Here is a 19400-nt window from a genome sequence, read left to right on the forward strand (position 1 = left end):
AGCGCCTGCCACGGAGGCGGGGCGCACATGTAAGCGAGCTTGCACACGGGCCGGATGTTACCGTCCTTGCACATCTGCTCGAAGGTGCACGTACGATCACTTCATGGCTGGCATTGCGCTCTCCACGCCTGCCCAGATCGGGGCCACAATCCTGAGCGCCCGCAGGCGGGAAGGACTCACGCAGGCGCAACTGGCCGAACGGGCCGGGGTCAGCAGGCGATGGCTTATCTCGCTCGAGCAGGGGAAGTCGGAGCGGGCCGAGCTGGGGAAGATCCTCGACACGCTCGACGCGCTCGGGCTCGACCTCAGCGTCACCCCCGCGCGGCGCCGCTCGAACGAGCTCACCGACCTTCTGGGTGACCTATGAGCAGCCGGCAACTGGCCGTGCTGCTGTACGGACAGCACGTCGCCGACCTTGAGCAGACCCAGGGCGGGCAGCACCGACTGACGTGCCACGACGACCCAGGCACCACACCGGTCTCACTGAGCATGCCTCTCGGCGGTGGCCCATTCGGCCAGCGGGTCGTGGGCCCGTTCCAGGAAGGGCTCCTTCCCGAGCGGGAGTCCGCCCGGGAGTCGATGTCACGCGAGTTCGACGTGTCTGCCCGCAACCCGTTCGCAATGCTGGCGAACATGGGGCTGGACTGTGCCGGCGCAGTGCAGTTCTGCGCCGAGGACGAGGTCGCGGACGTCCTGGCGCGCAGCGGCACGCTCCAACCGGTCACCGACCGCGACATCGAGAGGCGCCTGGTCGAGCTGCGCACCAACCCCGCCGCCAGCTGGCTCGCCCCCGCGAGAGCGCTGGTCTCTGGCAGGCGCGCAGGCCAAGTTCGCCCTCCGGCGCGAGGGCGACAGGTGGTGCGAAGCCACTGGCGCCGAGCCGACGACTCACATCATCAAGCCAGGCGTGGACGGCTTCCGGTCCCAGGCCCTCAACGAGCACATCAGCCTGCAGACCGCCCGACGGACCGGCCTCTCAGCTGCGAAGTCGAGCTTCGAGCGGTTCGGCTCCGAGTCGGCGCTCATCGTCGAACGCTACGACCGGCGCCGCGACCGGGACGGTCACCTCGTCCGGCTCCACCAGGAGGACATGTGCCAGGCCACCGGCACCTACCCGGGCGACAAGTACGAGTCTGGCGGTGGTCCGCGGGCGGTGCGGATCGTCGACCTGTTGCGGGCCAGCAGCACGCGCTCCGACCGGCAGCACAACCTGGACGCCTTCGTCGACGCGCTGGCTTTCAACGTCCTGATCCAGGCGCCCGACGCCCACGCGAAGAACTACTCGGTCCTGTTGCTCGAGACCATCGTGCGGCTCGCTCCGCTCTATGACGTCGCGTCCGGCCTGCCGTACGACTCCACGAACCAGACCGGCCTACGCACGTCAGCCATGGCGATCGGCGGCCGGCGTCGCTTCGACCAGATCGACCTCGACCGGTGGCGTCGGTTCGCACGCGAGGCCGACCTCGAGCCGGACGCCGTCACGGCCAGGGTGGTCAGCCTCGCCGAGCGCATCCCGGACGCCATGACGGACGCCTTCGCTGCCGAGGCCGAGCACGGTGACCTCGAAGTCGGCGACCTGCGCTCGCGCATGCTCGACCCGGTCGCGCAGTTCTGCCAGCTCGTGGTGTCGCAGTCGGTCCGTGGGTCCGGGTCTGCCACGAGCGCCAGAACGCAGATGCGCCAAGCGTAGAGCCCGGGCTCCGGGGTCCCGCGCCGGGTCGCCGGTGCACCTCCGGCTCAGCCCGCAGTTCCGCGACTCGCGGTCGAGCCCGCACCTCAGGGGCCGGCGGCGGGGGTCTGGGCCTCGGCCCAGGCGGAGGACGCCCACGTCGACGACGAGCCGACGAAGCGTGCGCGCACCGCTGAGCCCGCCGCGAGCGCCGGGGACGGTGTGCACGTCGCGATGCCCGTCGTCGTTGAGACCGGACGCGCGGTGCAGCCCGCGATGTCCGTCCACGTCCCGGTGATGCGCACCTGGAACGCCATGGTGCCCGCGGGGTTGCCCGTCGCGGTCGTCGAGACGGTCGCGGTCAGCACCGTGGCGGTCGCCGTGAGCGCGACCGTCGTCGGCAGCACGATCGTCACGGTCGGCACGGCGACGTTGCTCGACGCCGCGAACGAGCCCGACCCGAGGTAGCGCACGCGCAGGCTCGTGGCTCCGCCGGGCCAGCCGGCGGTGCTCCCCGACAGCGTCACGGTGCCCGCGTTCGCGCCACCCGTCGCGAGCGTGCCGGTGGCGACCGTCGTCCACGTGCCGCCGTCGTCGCGTTCGAGCCTGGCCTGGCCCACCGTGACCGGGTTGCCGCCCGCGGTGACACGCACTCCGACGGAGACGGGGTCGCCGAGGTCGACGGTCGACGGACCGCTCGGGCTGGTGACGGCGATCGTCGTCGCGACCGGCTCGACCGTGACGAGGACGAGCTGGAACGGCACGCCGGACGGGATGGTCGCGGGGGCGACCGTCACCCCCCAGCCGCCCGACACGCTCGCGGTCACGGTGCCGCCCGTCGCGGGCATCCACAGCACCGTGTCGCTGCCGCCGACGGACAGGGTGACGTCACGCGGGTCGCCGTCCGTCGGGTCGAGGGTCGCCGCGACCGTGCCGGGCGGCGAGGTCGCCGCAGACGTCGCACGCAGCCGCACCTGCGTCTCGGACACGGTGAACGTCGCCGTCTGGTCCGCGGCGGTGATCGTCACGTCCTGCGTCCACACGCCGAGGTGCCCGGCCGGCCCCGACAAGGTCACGGTCCACACGCCCGCGGGTAGCTGCGAGAACGTCGTCGTGAAGCGGTTGGTGGCCGACCTGACCACGGGCTGTGCCGCGCGTGTCGTCGTCCCGCTCGACACGTCGACCAGCGCACCCGTCAGGTCGGACGTCGAGTTGACGGTCACCGTGAGCGAGAACGTGCGCACCGTCAGGACCAGGTCGACGACGAGCCCGTCGCCGGGTTGCAGCACGACGACGCGGTTCGCGGACAACCCGTCCCGGGACACGCTCAGCGTGTACGAGCCGGCCGGGACCGTCGGGAAGCGGTAACGGCCGTCGGTGCCCGTCGTCGCGGTGCGCGGGTCCGCGTCGGGGTCCGCCGGGTCGAGCGTGACCTCCGCCCCGCCGACGTTCGTCATGCTGCCGTCCGCCGCCTGCAGCTGGACGAGGCCCTGGATCGAGCCGTTCGGCGCGGTGACGGGCACCGTCATCTGCTGGCTGCGGCCCGCGACGATCGTCACCGGCATGGACAGCGGTGAGAAGCCGTCGCCGGAGATCGTCAGCGTGTACGTCAGCGGCTTGAGGCCGCGGAACACGTACGTGCCCCCGGCCGTGCCCTGGCACGGACCGGCCTCGGTGACCGGGCCCGCGCACGTCGGCGGGATCGCCGCGGGCGGCGGGACGCTGCCGTCGTTGTACGTGAGCCGGACCGTCAGCCCCGCGGCGGGTTGGCCCTGGTTGGTCGCGAACAGCGTGAGCGACGCGGGCTCCGGGTCGAGCCAGAGGTCCTGGTCGGTGACGGTCACGCCTCCCGGGGTGACGGGCACGGTCAGCGTGTCGCCGCCGCCGGTCGGTGCGCGGTAGCCGGAGGCGCTCGCCGTGAGGGCCCAGTCGCCCTGGTTGAGGCCGGCGGTCTCGACGGTGCCCGTGAGCGAGTACGTGCCGTTCGCCGCGGTCGTCGTCGTGAGGACCTCGTTGGACGGCCCACGCCCCGAGACGAGCGCGTCGCCGACCTCCTGCACGAGCATCGTCGTGATCTGCGCCCGCACCGCGCCCTGGATCGTGCCCAGCCGGGTGAGCCGCAGGATCTCCGGTGCGTCGACGTCCTGGCCGGGTTCGACGACGATCGTGCCCGTGAACCGTGCGAAGCCCGCCGCCCGGACCTCGACCGGGTAGGTGCCGGGCGCGTACTCGCCGAAGTCGACGAACTCGTTGCCGGGCAGCGCGGTGCGCCGGTCCGCGGTCCCGTTGCGGGTCACCGTGATGACGGTGTCGAAGACGCTCAGGTCCGTGCCCTCCACCCGGGTCTCGATGCGCAGCAGACCGAACCGGCGCAGCGACAGCTCGAGCGGTGGCGCCGGCTGGTTGGGCAGGACCACGATCTCCTGCGTGTCCGGCAGGTAGCCGCCCAACGACGCCGTGACCTCGTAGGTGCCTGGCCGGATCAGGCCGCTGCCGACCGGCTGCTGCGAGTCGTTCCAGCTCAGACCGCCGGTGGTGGTGGCGCTGATCGAGATCTGCCCGACACCCGGCGGTGCCTTGGTCACGGTGAACGTCACGCGTCCGTACTCCGTGGCTGGGGTCGTCGACCCGACGAGCTCGACCTGTCCCGTGAACGGCCGCCCGATCGGGGTGAGCGTGATCGGCGCCGTCGTCGTCGTGTCGATGCCGTTCTGGGCGAACGGCTCGTAGCCGTCGGCGGTGACGCGCACGTCCATGCGGTTCTCGACGAGCGCGAGAGGTGTGACGTCCGAGGTGGTCGGGCAACCGCTGGCCGCCGTGCACACCGTGAACCGCCCGGCCGAGGTCGTCGTCGCGGACGGCACGCCCGTGGACTGCACGGGGACGACGCCGCGGTAGCCGGTCACGCCCGACACGGTGACCTTGGCGTTCTGCACCGGCGTCTCGCTGGACCCGCCGAGCAGCGTCACGACGCGCATCGTGACGTCCGCGGTCGCGCGCGTGAGCACGACCTGCGTCTGGACCTCCTGGTTGAGGCCCACCTGCACGCCCGTGGCCTCGCCCGTCTGACCGCTCACGGCCGTCGCGGTGACCGTGTACGTGCCGCGCGGAAGCCCCGTCACGCGCGCGACGCCGTCCGCCGCGGTCGCCGTGCGCGACGTGGTGCCGTCCGTGGCCGTCACCACCGCGCCGTCGGCAGGCTGGATCGCACCCGTGCCGTCGGTCGAGTACACGGACACGATCAGCACGCCCAGGCGGTCGAGCACCCAGTCGACGCGCTTGACGTCGCCGGGGGTCAGGGTGACCGTGACGGGGTCGGGCCGCACGTAGTCCGAGCTCGGCGGCGGGATCACGTGGACGGTGTAGCCGCCCGCGCTGAGGCGGTCGATCTCGTACGAGCCGTTGAGCCCGATGAACGCGCACGCACCCTCGTCGGTCTCGCACTCACCGTCGACGGGACGGCACGGGTCGCTGCCGGGTGCGGTGCCCGGCGCGGGCACGGCGACGATGCACGTCTCGGTCGGCACCACGCCGATGCGCGCGCCGACCGAGCCGACGATCGACGGCGACGGGTACAGCGCGACGGTCGCCGCCTCCACGAGCTGGCCCATCGGGACCGTGACGTCCACGGTCGCGGGCTCGTAGCCGGGTGCGGAGACGGTCAGCCGGTACAGCCCCGGGTAGAGGCCCGGCTTGCCCTTGCCGGGCAGCTCGTACGGCTTGTCCGGCGTCGACGTCACGGTGACGGTCCGGGTCGGCTCGCCGGGCGCGCGGACCTCCGTCGAGACCGTGACCTCGCACTTCTCCCCCGGCAGCAGGTGGGGGCACGTGATCCGGGCGCCGGTCCCCGCGTCCGTCGCACGTCCGACGATCCGGGACGTCGCCTCGAGCCCGTCGCCCTCGAGCGTGTGCAGCACCAGGTGGGCGCTCGCGGGCTGCGACCCGACGACGGTCACCTGCGCCGAGTCCGGCTGGTGGCCGAACGCCTCGCCGACGAGCGTGTAGTCGCCCGCGGGGATGCCGTCGAACCGGTACGTGCCCTGGGCGTCCGTCGACGACATCGTCTTGAACGTCCCGGCGGTCCCCGTGAGCGTGAGTCCCACGGCGCCGACCGCCCGGCCCTTCTCGTCCTTCGTCGTGCCGTTGACCGTGCCGCCGATCGACGCGAGCGTGACGCCGAGCTCGTCGAGCCCGCTCGGCGTCAGGTCGACGCGCCGCGTCTGCGTCGCGTAGCCGTCCGCCTCGAACGTGAGGGTGTACCGGCCGGGGACGGGCAGGTCCGGCAGCACGAACGTGCCGCGGCGCGAGCCCGTCACGGTGGTCGCGGACCGCTCCACGTCACCCGCACGCGCGGTGACCCGCACGCCGCCGAGCCCGCCCTGGCCGCCGTGAGCGTCCTTGCCCGAGACGGTCCCGGCGAGCGAGGCGACACCCGCGCGCAGCGTCAGGTTCCGGGTCGCCGAGCCGGCCGCGGGCAGCGTCACGAGCGTCGACTGCGCACCGAGCGTGTCCGACGAGGCCGTGACCAGGTACGTGCTGGGCGTCGAGAGGCCGTCGACCGCCCACCGGCCCACGGCGCCCGTCGTCGCGGTACGCGTCGTGATCGTCGTCGTGCCGTCCGAGATCGTCAGCAGCACGCCGCCCGCGGGGCCGGACGGACCGGTCACCATCCCGGAGAGGCGGCCGCGGCCGGGCGTGAGCGCGAGCTCGAGCGGCGCCGCCGCGGCCTCCGCGCCCGTGACCCAGAACCGCTGCGTCTCGTAGCCGGCCTTCGCGAACGTCAGCAGGTAGCGGCCGGTGGGCGACAGCCCCGCGAACGCCCACGAGCCGTCCACGCCGGTCGTCGTCGTGCGGCGCTGGCTCGCGACGTCCGTGCGCTCGACGGGCAGCGCGAGGCCCGAGATCTTCCCGACGGGTGCTGCGTCGGCGACCACGTCCGACACCGCGCGCTCGGCCCTCGCCGCGTCGCCCCGCACGTACCCGGCCTGCCGGACCACCGCGTCGCCCGACGAGCCCGACGAGCCCGACGACGAGCCGGTGGTCGTGCCGTCGCCCGACGAGCTCTCGCCCGACGTGCTGTCTCCCGACGTGTTGCCACCCGACGAGGCGCTCTGCTCGGCCGAGGCAGGCAACGCCCCCGCCGGGACCACCTGGACCGTGACCGACGACGGGTCGCTCGACGTCACGACGCCCGACACGCGCACGCCCTCGTCCTCGCCCGTGCCGTCCGCTCCACCGCCGGCGCCACCGTCGCCGCCACCGCCACCGGCCCCGCCGGAGCCCGCACCCGGATCGGTGCCGGCCCCGCCGGCACCGTCGGTCGCGTCCGGCGTGGGGGTCTTCGGGCCGGACTGCTCGTCGACGCTGCGGCCCGAGTCGGAGAACTGGTCGGACAGCCACGGCAGCGCCGCGAGCACCATCCCCACCCACAGCACCGCGACGCCCAGCACGGCGGTCGCGCGCAGGAGCGAGCCGGGCAGCACCGCGCGTGCCGTGAAGACGCCGTCGGCGCGCTGCGGCGCGCGGTCACCGGTCGCGGTCACGTGGAACGCCGTGCGGCGCCTGGCGCCGAACACTCGCGCCCGCGCGACGCCCGCCCGGGCGCCGATGCGCACGCTCTGGTGGGGCCCGACCTCGAGCGAGCGCGCGTCGAGGCGCACGAACCCGCGCTCGACGGCGTCGCCGTGCGCGTCGAGCTCGACCCGCGCGGGACGGTCGCCGGTGTTCGCGAGGACCACCTGCACGCGGCTCGAGCGCACACCCGTGGTCTCGGCGGGCTCGACCGACAGCAGCAGCCCGCTGACGCCGTCGACGCGCAGCGAGCCGTCGGCCAGCGTGGTCGCGCGGTCGTCGGGGGCCGGGGGTGTCGCCACCGACTCGACCGCGACGACGAACGGGTAGTCACCGGGTGCGGCGCCCACCGGCGGCAGCAGCGGGAGCTCGACGCTCACGGTCGCGTCCGGCACGACGCCGGGCACGCTCACGGGGGCGGGCAGCCAGCCGCCCTCGAGCCCGACGACCGAGATGGTCAGGTCGCGCGTGCTCGTCGTGACGTTGCGCGCGTGGACCCGTAGGAAGGCGACGTCGCCCGGGGTCGCGTGCGCACCGGGCTCGACGAGCACCGAGGTCGCGACGCGTGCGGGACGCGGTGACTTCGCCATGCGCAGCTCCTCGTGATTCGTCGTGGTCAGGGCGGGTCGTGCGGGGGTCAGTGCGGGATCCGGACGTCAGGTGTTCCGGATCCGGATGGGCTGGTCGAGCTGGTCGCTGGCCCCGAGGGTGAGCGGCGGTGTGGTCGCCAGGACGCTGCCGTCGGCGGTCACGCGGACCTCGATGAGGTAGTTCTCGGGCGCGTCCACGTCCGCGAACGTGAATGCCCCGTCGTCGTCCGTGGTCGTCGTCATGACCGGGCCGGCCGCCGTCCCGTACTCCGACGCGCGGTACAGCAGGACCGCCAGGCCGGCGCCCTTGTCGCCGTTCGCGTACGTGACCGTCCCGGTGATGCGCGCGGGCGCCACCAGGTCGGGCGAGACGTCCCTCGTCTCCGCGGCGGCGAGCACGACGATCTCGGAGGTCGCGCGCGTCCCGGCCCGCGAGAAGGTGACCGTGTACGTGCCCGGCTCGAGGCCGTCGACGTGGTACGAGCCAGCCTTCTTCGCGGGCGTCGTCGCGGTGTAGACCACGCGCTGCGTGCTGCCGGAGCTCACGGTGACGCGGACGTTGCCCACGGGCTTCGGCGTCCCGTCCTGGACGGACGGCTGCCGCACCACCCCGACGATCGACGCGGTCGCCTGCCGCATCGTCACGTCGACCGACGTGGCCGACGACGCTCCCGCGGTCACGGTGCCGAACGCGTCGATGCTCACCGAGAGCACCTGCGACTCGAGGTCGGCGCGCGAGAACGTCACGGTGTACGTGCTGGGCACGCGCAGCCCGCTCAGGCTCCAGGTGCCGACCGGGTCGGTCGACTGCGTGACGGTCTGCAGCGTGAGCGCGCCGTCGGTCACGGTGACGTCGACCCCGTCGGCCCGCCCGCCGGCGACCTGCACGAGCCCGCCGAGCGTCGCCTCGTCGCGGCCCAGCACCACGTCGACGCCCGTGAGCGCCTGCGCCTGCGTGAGGGTGAGGTTGAGGGTCGCGGGCGCGAAGCCGTCGGCGGACACCACGACCGTGTACGCCGCGGGCGTCGGCAGGCCGCGCAGCACGAACGAGCCGACCTCGTCCTGGGTCAGCGAGACGGTCTCGACCACGACCTGCCCGCTCGTCGCCGTGACGGTCGCCCCCGCGACGGGACCCGCGAAGCCCGAGACCGTGCCCGTGATCGAGCCGTCGCCCTGCACGAGCGCGAGCCGCACACCGCTGCGGTCCTCACCCGCGGCGACGTCGACCCGCTGCACCGAGGACGCGAACCCGTCCTTCGCGACCACCAGGTCGTACACGCCCGGCGAGGGCAGGTCCTCGATCTCGAACGTCCCCTCCGCGCCGACGGGCACGGTGCGCACGACCGCGCCGGACGTCGGGACCGCCGGCGCCTCGCCCGGCTCGGGCGGGGTCCCCGCGAGCGGCCCGGTGTCCAGCGGCAGCTCGACGGTGAGGATCGCGCCCGCGACGTCGGTCCCCGTCACCGTGCCCGCGAGCGTCGCCGGGACGCCCCCGACGAGCAGCGTCAGCCCGTCCACCGACTGCCCGGTCTGCACGGCCACGGGCTGCGCGTCGCCCTGCGTGGGCGCGGCCGGGTACCAGGTCTCGTCGAACCCGGCGCCGCGCACGCGCAGCGTGTACTCGCCCGCCGGGAGCTGCGCGAGCACGAACGTGCCGTCGTCGGCGGTGGCCCGCGTGAGGATCGGCTGTGCGGGGTCCTCGCCGAACGCCTCGACCGACACGTCCGCGACGCCCTGGCCCGTCGACAGGTCCGTGACCGAGCCGGTCAGCGTCGACGTGCCCGTCGCGACCTGCTGGTTGCGGGCCTGGGCGACCTGCAGCGCGAGGTTGCGGTCGGCCGCGGACCGTCCGACGACCGAGCTGAGCGCGATCGTCACGACGACCGCGAACGTCGTCAGCGCGAGCAGCAGGCCCAGCAGCGCGAGGACGCCGCGCGCGAACCGCGGCTTCTGCACGAACACGCCGGCCGCTGCGGGCGGGGCGTCGGGCGGCGGGGCGGTCGGGCCGTCGAGCCGCAGCTCGAACGGCCGCATCCGCGGGTCGCCGACGAACGGTCGCCGGGCGCGGGCCTGCAGCGCGAGCGCGACGCTCTGGCCGGGCGGGACGTCGAACGTCGCCGGTCGGAAGGTGAACTCGGTCGCGGCCTCGGGGTCGCGCGCCACGACCCGGCCCACCTGCTGCGTGTTGCCCTCGTTGTGCACGACGACCGAGAACACGCCCGCGGCACCCGCGGTCACGGTCGGCGGGTCGAGCCTGAGGCTCGTGCGGGGCGCGGGTGGCACGTCGAGCACGACGTCCTGCACCGCGATCGCGCCGTCGTCGGCCAGGTCCCGCAGCTGCAGCGCGACGCGGCGCTCGCCCGCGGGCACGCCCTCGGGCAGCGTCAGGGTCACGACGACCGCGGACGTCTCGTCGGGGAACAGCCGCAGCTCGGGCTCGTCGAGCCGCACCCACGACGGGTCGGCGCCGAGCACGCGGACCGAGTACCCCGCGATCAGGGCGGACGTGTTCGTGACCGTCGCGACGAACGTCGCGGGCACGCCCGGCTGCACGACGAGCCGGCGGGGGTCGATGTCGAGTCGCACGTCACCCACCCACCGGCAGGTGCGCCTCGGTCGGGTCGCTGCCGCCCGCGACCTCGACCACGGAGGCCGCGACCACGTCGTCGCCGACGAGGACCGTGACCGTGTAGGTGCCCGCGGGCAGGTCCGGCAGCACGTAGGTGCCCGAGCCGTAGGCGCCGTCCTGCGTGGTCGTCGTGCTGCGCACGAGCGTGCCGTCGGTCGCCCGGACGGTCGCATCGACCACGCCGCTGCTGCCCTGCGTGACGCGTCCCGTGAGCGTGCCGACCGCCGACGGCAGCGTGACGGAGACGGGGTCCGCGGGGCCGCTCGCGGGGATGGTGACGGGCACGGTGACCGGCTGGTACCCGGGCTTGACGAACGTGAGCGTGACCGCGCTGCCCGTGCGCAGACCCGTGAGCGTGAACTGCCCGACGGTCCCCGCGGTCAGCGTGGTCGTCGTGGCGCCCGACTCCGCGCCGCCCGCCGAGACCGTGACGCCCCCGAGCCCGTTGCCCGCGGAGTCCCGCACGAGCCCGGTGACCGTGCCGGTGCCGCCGCGCAGCGCGACCGACAGGTCCGTCCGCAGCTCGCCCGGGCCGAGCGCGACCACCTCGGTCGTCGTCCCGAAGCCGTCCTTGCTGAACGTCAGCACGTACGTGGCGGGCGTCGGCAGGTTCGGCAGCACGAACTGCCCGACCGCGCCGACCGTCGGCGTCCCGACGACGAGCTCCTTGCCGTCGATCGTCGTGCTGACCTTCACGCCGCCGAGCGGCGTGCTGCCGTCGGTCACGAGGCCCGCGATCGAGCCCGTGCCCGCGCCCAGCCGCACGTCGAGCGCGAACCGCTCCTGCCCGCCGAGCACGCGCTCGGTCGTCGTCGTCGGCTGGTAGCCCTCGGCGACGAACGTGAGCTCGTAGGTCCCGGGCGCAGGAAGGTCGGCGAACGAGTACGCGCCGTCGGCGTCCGCGGTGGTCTCCCACTGCTGCGCCGGGTCGGCGCCGCTCCACGCGGGACGCGCGGTCACGGTGATCGCGACGTCCTCCTCCTCGCCCACGACGACCTGCCCAGCGAGCGTCGCGGGGTGCCCGGTGATCGTCAGGTCGGTGCCCTCACGCGCCTCACGGGCGACCGCCTCGACCGGCTCCGCGGACAGCTCGGAGACCGCGCGCGGGTACCAGACCTCGTCGTAGCCGTCCTCGACCACCTGCAGGAGGTACGCGCCCGGGAACAGCCCGGAGATCGTGTACGTGCCGTCGGCCTGCGTCGCGGCCGACGACACCGGCACGAGCCCGTCGCGACCCTGGCGCTGCGCGACGACCGTGACCCGCCCGACGCCCTGCCCGTCCGCGGCGCTCACGACCGTCCCCGACACCGTCGCGCCCACGCCCGCGGGCAGCGGGCCGTCCTTCGCGAGCGAGCCCGCCGGGGTGCCGCCCGCGTCGACCGCCGCGCTGCCCTCCGCCTGGGTCGCGGCGAAGAACGACGCGGGCGCGACCTTCGTGTACGGGTCGGCGCCGAGCACCTGCTTGGTGCCGAGCAGGAACGCGAGCGCCCATGCGGCGACGATCGCGAGCAGGATCAGCGCGGTCATGAGGCCGCGGCTGATCGTCGAGCGCTGCCGCAGCAGCAGGTCGAGGGCGGCCTCGACGTCGGTCGCCTCGGCGAGCACCCTGACCGCGCGGTCGCGGTCGCTGCCGAGGAGCTGGCGCGGGCCCTTCGCCAGCAGGGTCGCCGTGCCGATGCCGCCCGGCGGCACCGCGAGGGTCGACGGCGTGATCGTCGTGCGGACCGTGCGGTCGCCGTCCTGCGTGCGCAGCGCGACGTCGAGCGGCACGTTGCCGTCATTGTGGACCTGGAGCGTGAACGCCGCGCGCCCGCGCGTGCGCACGATCGTCGGCGTCGCGTCGAGGCGCAGCGCCGGGCGGGCCGGCACGACGAGGTCGACGTCGTGGTACGCCTCGCGGCCACCCGGCGCACGGCCCGCGACGACGAACGTCACCGGGTACGTCCCGGCGGGGAACGTGGGCGGCAGCCCGACGGTGAGCGTCAGGGCGCCCACGGCGTCGGGGAACAGCGCGAGCGCCTCCGGCTCGGCCAGGAGGCTCGCCTCGGGCACGCCCAGGGCGCGCACCTGCAGCGACTCGATGACCTCCGAGGTGTTGACCACCTCGAGCGGCACCACACCCGAGCCGCCCGGCACCACGTCGAGCCGGTCGACCGTGCTGCTGACTCTCATGGACGGGCGCCCAGCCGGGTCGTGACGGGTTCGACGGACGTGACCAGCGGGGGCGCGAGCTCCCACTGGTAGGCGTCGGCGGCGACGAGCGCGGTCACGGTGAACGACGCCTTCATCTGCCCGCCGAGCGACGACCACAGCTCACGCGAGCGGGCCGGCTCGTCGCCCGCGACCGTGAGCTGCACGGGCGACGCCGGGGGCCGCACGAGGTGCTCGGACGGCAGCACCTGATGAACGAGGAAGCACGTCAGGACGTCGCCGAGCAGGCTGTGCTCGTCGCGCGGCGAGCCGGCCCACGCGCTGACGAGGTACCCGAGCTGGACGATCGGCAGCGGGAACCGGCGCTCGGTGCCGCGCTCGCCGGGACGGTTCGCCGAGGGGCGCGGCTGCTGCGCGCTGCGGTTGACCTGGTACAGGAACAGGTTCACCGTGAGCCGGTTGACCTGCGCGGACCAGGTGCCGGACGGCGGGTCGAACGAGATGTCGCCCACGTCCTCCGGCAGCGGCAGCGCGGCGCGCAGAAGCCGTTCGAGCCCGTCGTCGATCGTGGGGATCAGCATCTGCGACTCCCCTCCGTGTGTGCGCGCGGGCGCCGACGTCGGGACCTGCGGTGCACCGGCGGGTGCACGCCCGATCGGCGGCGGCGTCGACCCCCGCGCGCGCGACCAGCGCCTGGCAGAACCAGGTCACCTGACGCTAGGAGCGGGGTGCCGCGGGCGGCATCGGTAATCGCTACCGATGTTGCCTCCCACAGGCCCGTTCGAGGTTCCGTCCGGGCTGGTCCGGCGGCATGATCGGGCCCGACGAGCGACGCCGGACGCACCTGCGCGCGGCCTCGCACCAGGACCACCGGGGAGTGCGATGACGACGACAGGCGCGCGCGTGCGGGCGGCGCTCGAGGTCGCGGTCGGTCGCCGCGCCGAGCTCGTCGCCGACGGCGCACCCGGCCCCGCCCCGGCCGCGCTGCGCGCCTTCCTCGCCGACGCCCGTGGGCTCACGGCGGCCGACGACGCGCTCGAGGACGTCGCGCAGCTGTTCGGTCTCGACGAGCAGGCGCGCGTGCTGCTCGCGGTCGCGCAGCTCGCCGAGCTGCACCCCAGCGCGCACCTGCTGACGGGCGTGCTCTCGGGGGACGCGGGCGCCGCGCGGCCCACGGTCGCGCTCGCGCTCGAGCTCGCGGGGGCGTCCGCGGGCGACCCGGGCGCGCGCACCCGGCTGTCCGCCGCGGGCGCGCTGCGCCGCACGGGCCTGCTCGAGCTCGACGGCGACGACCCGCTCCCGGCGCGGCGGCTGCGCCTGCCCGAACGCGTGGCCGCGCGCCTGCTCGGTGTGACCGCACCGCCCCCGCACGTCGCGCGCCTGCTGGTGCGGCCCGTGCCCGCCGAGGCGCCCGGGGCCGACGCGATCGCGGACGCGCTGCGCGCGGGCGAGCCGCTCGTGTGGGTGCACGCGCCGCTCGGCACCGCGGGGACGTCGGCGGCCGTGGCGGCGTGCCGGTCGGCGGACGTCGACGTGCTCGTCGGCGACCTCGAGCTCCTGCCCACGGCGCCCGAGGCGCCGCTCGACCCGCTCACCGTGCGCCAGGCCGTGCGCGACCTCGCACTCGAGGCCGGCCTGTCCGGCGCGGTGCTCGTGCTCGCGGGCGCGCACCTGGCGGGCGTGCACCTCGCCGAGCTCGACGCCGCGGTCGTGCCCGTCGTCGCCGTCGGACGCACCGCGTGGGACGCGCGGTGGGGGTCGGCGCTGCCCGCGCACGTGCGCGCCGGGCGGCTCACGACGCAGGGCCGCGCCGAGCAGTGGGACCGCATGCTCGGTGCCGGCGTCGCGACGCGCGACGTGCTCGCGCTGCGCCTCGCGCCCGAGCAGATCGACACGGTGGCCCGTCGCGCCCTGGCCGACGCGCAGCTCGTCGGCCGGCACGTCCCCGACGGCCCCACCGTGCGCGCCGCCGCGCGCCGGCTGTCGACCAGCGGGTCGTCGCGCGCGTCGTCGGACGGTGCGGGCGCGACGCTCGACGACCTCGTCCTGCCGCCCCGCACGCGACGCGAGGTCGAGCGCCTCGTCGGCTGGGTGCGGGACCGCGACGACGTGCTCGCGCTCGGCACGCTGCACGGCAAGGGCGGCAAGGGCACCGGCATCACGGCGCTGTTCTCCGGCAGCCCCGGCACGGGCAAGACGCTCGCCGCGCACGTCGTCGCCGACTCGCTCGGCGCGGACCTCTACCAGGTGGACCTGTCCGCGGTGGTCGACAAGTACATCGGGGAGACCGAGAAGAACCTCGAGCGCGTGTTCGCGCACGCCGAGTCGCTCGGTGCGGTGCTGTTCTTCGACGAGGCGGACTCGCTGTTCGGGTCACGCTCGGCCGTCAACGACGCGCGCGACCGGTACGCCAACCAGGAGGTCTCCTACCTGCTGCAGCGCATGGAGTCCTCCGAGGGCGTGACGATCCTCGCGACGAACCTGCGCGGCAACCTCGACCCCGCCTTCGCGCGGCGCCTGCACTTCATGGTCCACTTCCCCGACCCCGACGAGGCCACGCGCGCGCACCTGTGGCGGCACCACCTGGCGCAGCTCCCGACGACCGACCCCGACGACCCGGTCGACGTCGACCTGCTCGCGCGTTCGCTCGAGCTCGCGGGCGGCGATATCCGCAACATCGTGCTGGCCGCCGCCTACGACGCGGTCGCCGAGCGCCGGCCGGTCGGCATGCGCGACCTGCGGCAGGCCGCCGCGCGCGAGGTCGCCAAGCTCGGCCGCCGCATCAGCCACCCGGACTGGCCCGACGACTGACGCGGTCGTCGGACGCCGCGGGGCGGCCGCGCACCAGGGGGCTGGCCGTTGGATCACGTCCGCAGTTCGGTAGCGATTGCCGATGCCCCGGCTCGGCGTGCCGCGTCAGGCTGAGCCGGGCAGGCGTGCGTCCCCGCGCACCGGCCCGGACCTTCCCGCGACGGCCACGTTCCCCCCGGAGGCCAGCTTGAGCTCGCACCACGCCCGCGTCCCCGTCCCCGCGACCGAGGACCCGACCGCAGCGCTGGCCACGGCGACGCCCGCCGACACCACCACCGAGGCGCCCGTGCGCCGGTCCGCCGAGCCGCTCGTCCCCGCACCCGTCTCCGGGGTCGGGACCGCCGCGCGGACCCTGACCGTCGGGCACGCGGCCGACCCCGCCGAGCACGCGGCGGACGCGCTCGCCGACGCGGCGCTGTCCCGGCTCAGCTCGTCGCCCGAGGCGCACCGGCACGACCCGGGCTGCGGCCACCTGCGCCGCTCCGCTGCACCCGCCGCGTCGGGCGGCTCGGGCGCTGCGCCGACCGTCGGCTACGAGGGCGGCGACCTGGACGCGTCGACGACCTCGCGCATCGAGTCGCGGCGCGGCGGCGGTGCGCCGCTGCCGGGCGGGGTGCGACGACGCATGGAGACGGCATTCGGCACCGGGCTCGGGCACGTGCGCGTGCACGACGGCCCCGACGCGGCCGCGCTGTCGGCGTCGATCTCGGCGGACGCGTTCACGACGGGTTCGGACATCTTCTTCGGGGCCGGTCGCTTCGCACCGGACTCCCCCATGGGCGAGCGGATGCTCGCGCACGAGATCGCGCACGTGGTCACCGAGGGCGGCCCGGCGGTGCACCGCTGGCCGTGGAGCAAGAAGCTCACGCCCGCGGAGCAGGCGGACAAGGACCGCAAGAAGGCCGAGGAGAAGGCCGAGGCGGAGGCCGTCAAGAAGAGCAAGAAGACCGAGAAGACGGAGAAGGCGCAGCTCTCGCAGTCGCGCGCCGAGGGCGTGCAGGCGCGCGCGCAGCACCGGGACGAGGTCTACGCGGGCGGCCGCGAGGCCGCCCAGGCGAAGGTCACGGACCTCTACACGCGCATGTCCGAGGCCCGGGAGCGCGAGTTCGCCGTGTTCGAGGAGATGCAGAGCAAGGGCCTCGGCGGGTCCGACGACGAGCGCGCCAGGCTGGTCTTCCAGCAGGTCTGGTACGTCGAGTACCCGGACCTGACGAAGTACCGCCCGGCGCGTGAGACGCCGGCCGAGGTGCTCGTCGCGCAGGTCCGCACGGCTCGCAGCGGTGCGCAGCCCGGCGAGACCGCGACCCAGCGCGACGCCGAGGTCGTCAAGGAGCGCATGCTCCCGGCGACGGTCGAGAAGCTCTACGACCGCATGGTCGTCGTCCGGGACGAGCTGCTCACCGCCGACCCGGATGCGAGCGAGTTCCTGGTCATGGAGGAGGCGCGCGAGCGGGTGCTCGCGGGCCTGGGCCCGGAGGCGCTCGCCGAGCTGCCGCCGAAGGACGGACCGCTCGACCAGGCCGCGTGGATGGCCGCCGCGCGGCGCGGCGCAGCGCGCACGCGCCAGGCGGAGCGGGACGCCGAGAACGTCAAGGCGAACCTCATGCTGCTCGACCCGTCCCAGCGCCTGACCCCGCAGACCGAGTCGGCGCCGGTCGGCACGAAGGTCGGGGAGACCCTCGAGACGGTCGGGAAGTACGGCGGCCTGGCCATGACCGGCATCGACAAGGTGGGCGGCGGCATCGCGGGCAAGGTCGGCGGCAAGAAGGACGACGAGCTGCGCCAGCACCTGCCGAAGGACGACGACCCGTCGTCGCCCGTGCCGAAGCTCCTCGATCCGCTGGGCGTGGGCGAGGCGTACACGACGGGCGCGAAGGCCGACAAGATGCGCAAGGCCGGGCAGCGCGACGAGGTCGACAAGAACCTGCCGACCTCCGACGCGACCAAGGCGTCAGCGGGCATCGGCAACGTCACGTCGATCCTCTCGTCGCTGTTCAGCGCGGTGCAGTCCGCGCTCGGCATGGCGCAGCAGATCGAGGCGTCGTGGACGACGAACGACCCGTACGAGGGGCTCAAGGCCGCCAAGTCCGGCAGCGCGATGCTCACCGGCCTGGTGAACGCGTCCAAGGAGGCCGCGAACCTCGCCAAGACCATCGACTCGAGCGTCGCGAGCGGCGTCAAGGCGGTCGTGCCGGGGCTCGACATCGTGACGTCCGCGCTCGCGATGGTCAGCGGCGTGACGGACGTCGCGACGTCCGGCATGCGCCAGCACGAGACCGACAACGCGATGTTCGAGGCGCGCGCGGGCTCGACCGACCAGGTCAACGTCATGGTGTACCCGCTCATGAAGGTCTCGCAGGTCTACACCAAGCAGCTCGAGCAGAGCTGCTGGACGCTCGGCGCCTCGGTCCTCGACTTCTCGCTGTCGGTCGCGCAGGTCGCGTCCGCGGGCGGCTTCGGGATCCCGGCCGCGATCAAGGCGTCCGCGGCCGTCGTCGACAAGCTGCACTCGCTCGCGCACTACATCGCCGACAAGGTGCTCGCGACGCAGGCCAAGCGCGCGCAGAAGGAGTCGGCGGTGCTGCACCTCGAGGGCGCGGCCGAGGACGAGCTCAAGAAGCACCCGAAGATGGCGGTCGACGGCATCGTCATGCGCGCCGCCCAGGGCGACGCGGTGGCGCTCGCGTTCCTCGCGAACTACCGGATCGACGGCAAGCCGATCACCCGCGACTACGTCGCGCAGATCAAGCCCAAGCCCCGCAAGCCCGTGGACCCGAAGGCGCCCGAGACGGACGACCTCACGTCCACGTCGAACGACGCGCTGCTGCTGCGGATCCGCGAGACCGTGCTGGCCGGCATGAACGTCGAGGCGGACCCGCAGGGCGTGTTCGACGACCTCAAGGCGCAGCTCGACCAGGTCACCGGCAAGGGCGCGTCGCTGCGCGACGGCTGGCGCGAGGCCGGTGAGCTGCGCCAGCAGCGCAACGCCCTCGCGGGCCAGGGCAAGCTCGGCGCCAACACCAAGGGTGACCGCGGGATCTTCTGGCAGCTGCGCATGACGCTGAGCTCCGAGAAGCGGGGCATGCTCAAGGCCCGCACCGAGGTCTACGAGGGCGTCGAGGCGCTGCCGACCGGCGTCGCCTGCGCCGTCGGCTCGCACGAGCTGCCCGAGAACGCGACCGACGCGCAGTGCGAGGCGTTCCTCGACGGGCTCACGGTCAAGGACCTCGAGGCCGAGCTCGCCCGCACACCGCGCCGCAACTCCCCCGGCTGGATCGCGTTCCTGCGCGACGCGCTCCGGGAGAAGAAGACCGGCGGGTCGAGCTCGACGACGCCCGCCCCGGCCCCGACCGCACCGGCCCAGCCGTGAGCGCGCCCACGAGCGGACCCGGCGACCTGACGGACGACGACCTGTTCTTCGCGCGCGTCGTCGCCGCGCTCGTCGACTCCGGCCGCACCGCGACGCCCGACGCCGCCGCCCGCACGGTCGACGTCGCCTCCGACGTGGCCGGCGGCCGGGTCCTGGCCCTGGTCCGCCCCGACGCGCGTGCCGTCACGTTCTACGCCGTCCGGCCGACGAACGTGCCCGCCGACCGCCTGCCCGCGGTCGCCGAGCTCGTCGTGCGTGCGAACGCCGACCTGTTCGTCGCCGCGCTCGAGCTCGACCTGGCGCGCGGTACCGTCGCGGCCCGATCCGCACTCACGCTCGGCCCCCTCGACCCACCCGACCAGGCCCTGCGCCACCTGCTCGTGGCCGCCCTCACCGAGGCCGAGGACGCCCTGACCACGTACACCCCCGCCCTCGACGCGGTCCTCACCGGCACGCCCGCGGCCCAGGCGGCCGCCGACGCGTACCGCGCCACCCTCGACGGCTCGGTCCTCGACGGCTCGCTCCTCGACGGCTAGGCCCTCGACGGCCGGCCACCTCGGGCGGACTTGCGTAGCGAATGCGGTTGTCCGCGCGCCCGGGACTCGGGAC

The 19400-nt window shown here is 74.5% G+C and carries 9 protein-coding genes and 1 pseudogene; 6 read left to right on the plus strand and 4 right to left on the minus strand.

Going from position 1 to position 19400, the window contains the following annotated elements; translation table 11 throughout:
- Nucleotides 1-103 precede the first annotated feature (103 nt).
- The 3 genes and pseudogenes from CPE01_RS15280 to CPE01_RS15290 all read left to right on the plus strand — a co-directional run bounded on the left by CPE01_RS15280 (nucleotide 104) and on the right by CPE01_RS15290 (nucleotide 1690).
- On the plus strand, nucleotides 104-367 hold the full coding sequence (locus CPE01_RS15280) for a helix-turn-helix domain-containing protein (protein ID WP_146807670.1): 264 nt from the start codon (nucleotides 104-106) through the stop codon (nucleotides 365-367).
- A pseudogene (locus CPE01_RS17045) lies at nucleotides 364-654 on the plus strand (HipA N-terminal domain-containing protein); the annotation flags it as partial. The gene CPE01_RS15280 and the pseudogene CPE01_RS17045, both read left to right, overlap by 4 nt.
- Nucleotides 647-1690 carry a HipA domain-containing protein gene (locus CPE01_RS15290; RefSeq protein ID WP_186811580.1) on the plus strand — a complete coding sequence of 348 codons (1044 nt, stop codon included), beginning with the start codon at nucleotides 647-649 and terminating at the stop codon, nucleotides 1688-1690. The pseudogene CPE01_RS17045 and the gene CPE01_RS15290, both read left to right, overlap by 8 nt.
- Before the next feature lie 86 nt (nucleotides 1691-1776).
- Here CPE01_RS15290 and CPE01_RS15295 read toward each other — a convergent pair whose 3' ends face one another.
- From CPE01_RS15295 to CPE01_RS15310, 4 genes are all read right to left on the minus strand, one after another.
- On the minus strand, nucleotides 1777-7830 hold the full coding sequence (locus tag CPE01_RS15295) for a carboxypeptidase regulatory-like domain-containing protein (protein ID WP_146807672.1): 6054 nt from the start codon (nucleotides 7828-7830) through the stop codon (nucleotides 1777-1779).
- A gap of 66 nt (nucleotides 7831-7896) precedes the next feature.
- Complete coding sequence (locus CPE01_RS15300) at nucleotides 7897-10416, minus strand: carboxypeptidase regulatory-like domain-containing protein (RefSeq protein WP_146807673.1); 2520 nt, start codon at nucleotides 10414-10416, stop codon at nucleotides 7897-7899.
- A gap of 1 nt (nucleotide 10417) precedes the next feature.
- Nucleotides 10418-12631, minus strand: a complete 2214-nt coding sequence (locus tag CPE01_RS15305; protein ID WP_146807674.1) for a carboxypeptidase-like regulatory domain-containing protein — start codon at nucleotides 12629-12631, stop codon at nucleotides 10418-10420.
- A complete protein-coding gene (locus CPE01_RS15310; RefSeq protein ID WP_146807675.1) occupies nucleotides 12628-13191 on the minus strand; it encodes a Pvc16 family protein in 564 nt (187 codons plus the stop codon). Before CPE01_RS15310 ends, CPE01_RS15305 begins: the two co-directional genes overlap by 4 nt.
- A gap of 301 nt (nucleotides 13192-13492) precedes the next feature.
- Here CPE01_RS15310 and CPE01_RS16550 point away from each other — a divergent pair, with 301 nt between their 5' ends.
- The 3 genes from CPE01_RS16550 to CPE01_RS15325 all read left to right on the plus strand — a co-directional run bounded on the left by CPE01_RS16550 (nucleotide 13493) and on the right by CPE01_RS15325 (nucleotide 19327).
- Nucleotides 13493-15421: an AAA family ATPase gene (locus CPE01_RS16550; RefSeq protein ID WP_222592950.1), complete on the plus strand. Its 1929-nt coding sequence runs from the start codon at nucleotides 13493-13495 to the stop codon at nucleotides 15419-15421.
- 187 nt (nucleotides 15422-15608) lie between these two features.
- A complete protein-coding gene (locus CPE01_RS15320) occupies nucleotides 15609-18791 on the plus strand; it encodes an eCIS core domain-containing protein (RefSeq protein WP_146807676.1) in 3183 nt (1060 codons plus the stop codon).
- Nucleotides 18788-19327 (plus strand): type III secretion system chaperone family protein, encoded by a 540-nt coding sequence (locus CPE01_RS15325; protein WP_186811582.1) that lies wholly within the window; start codon nucleotides 18788-18790, stop codon nucleotides 19325-19327. Before CPE01_RS15320 ends, CPE01_RS15325 begins: the two co-directional genes overlap by 4 nt.
- Nucleotides 19328-19400 lie beyond the last annotated feature (73 nt).

The sequence above is a fragment of the Cellulomonas persica genome (genome assembly GCF_007989825.1).
Classification (GTDB): Bacteria; Actinomycetota; Actinomycetes; order Actinomycetales; family Cellulomonadaceae; genus Cellulomonas; species Cellulomonas persica.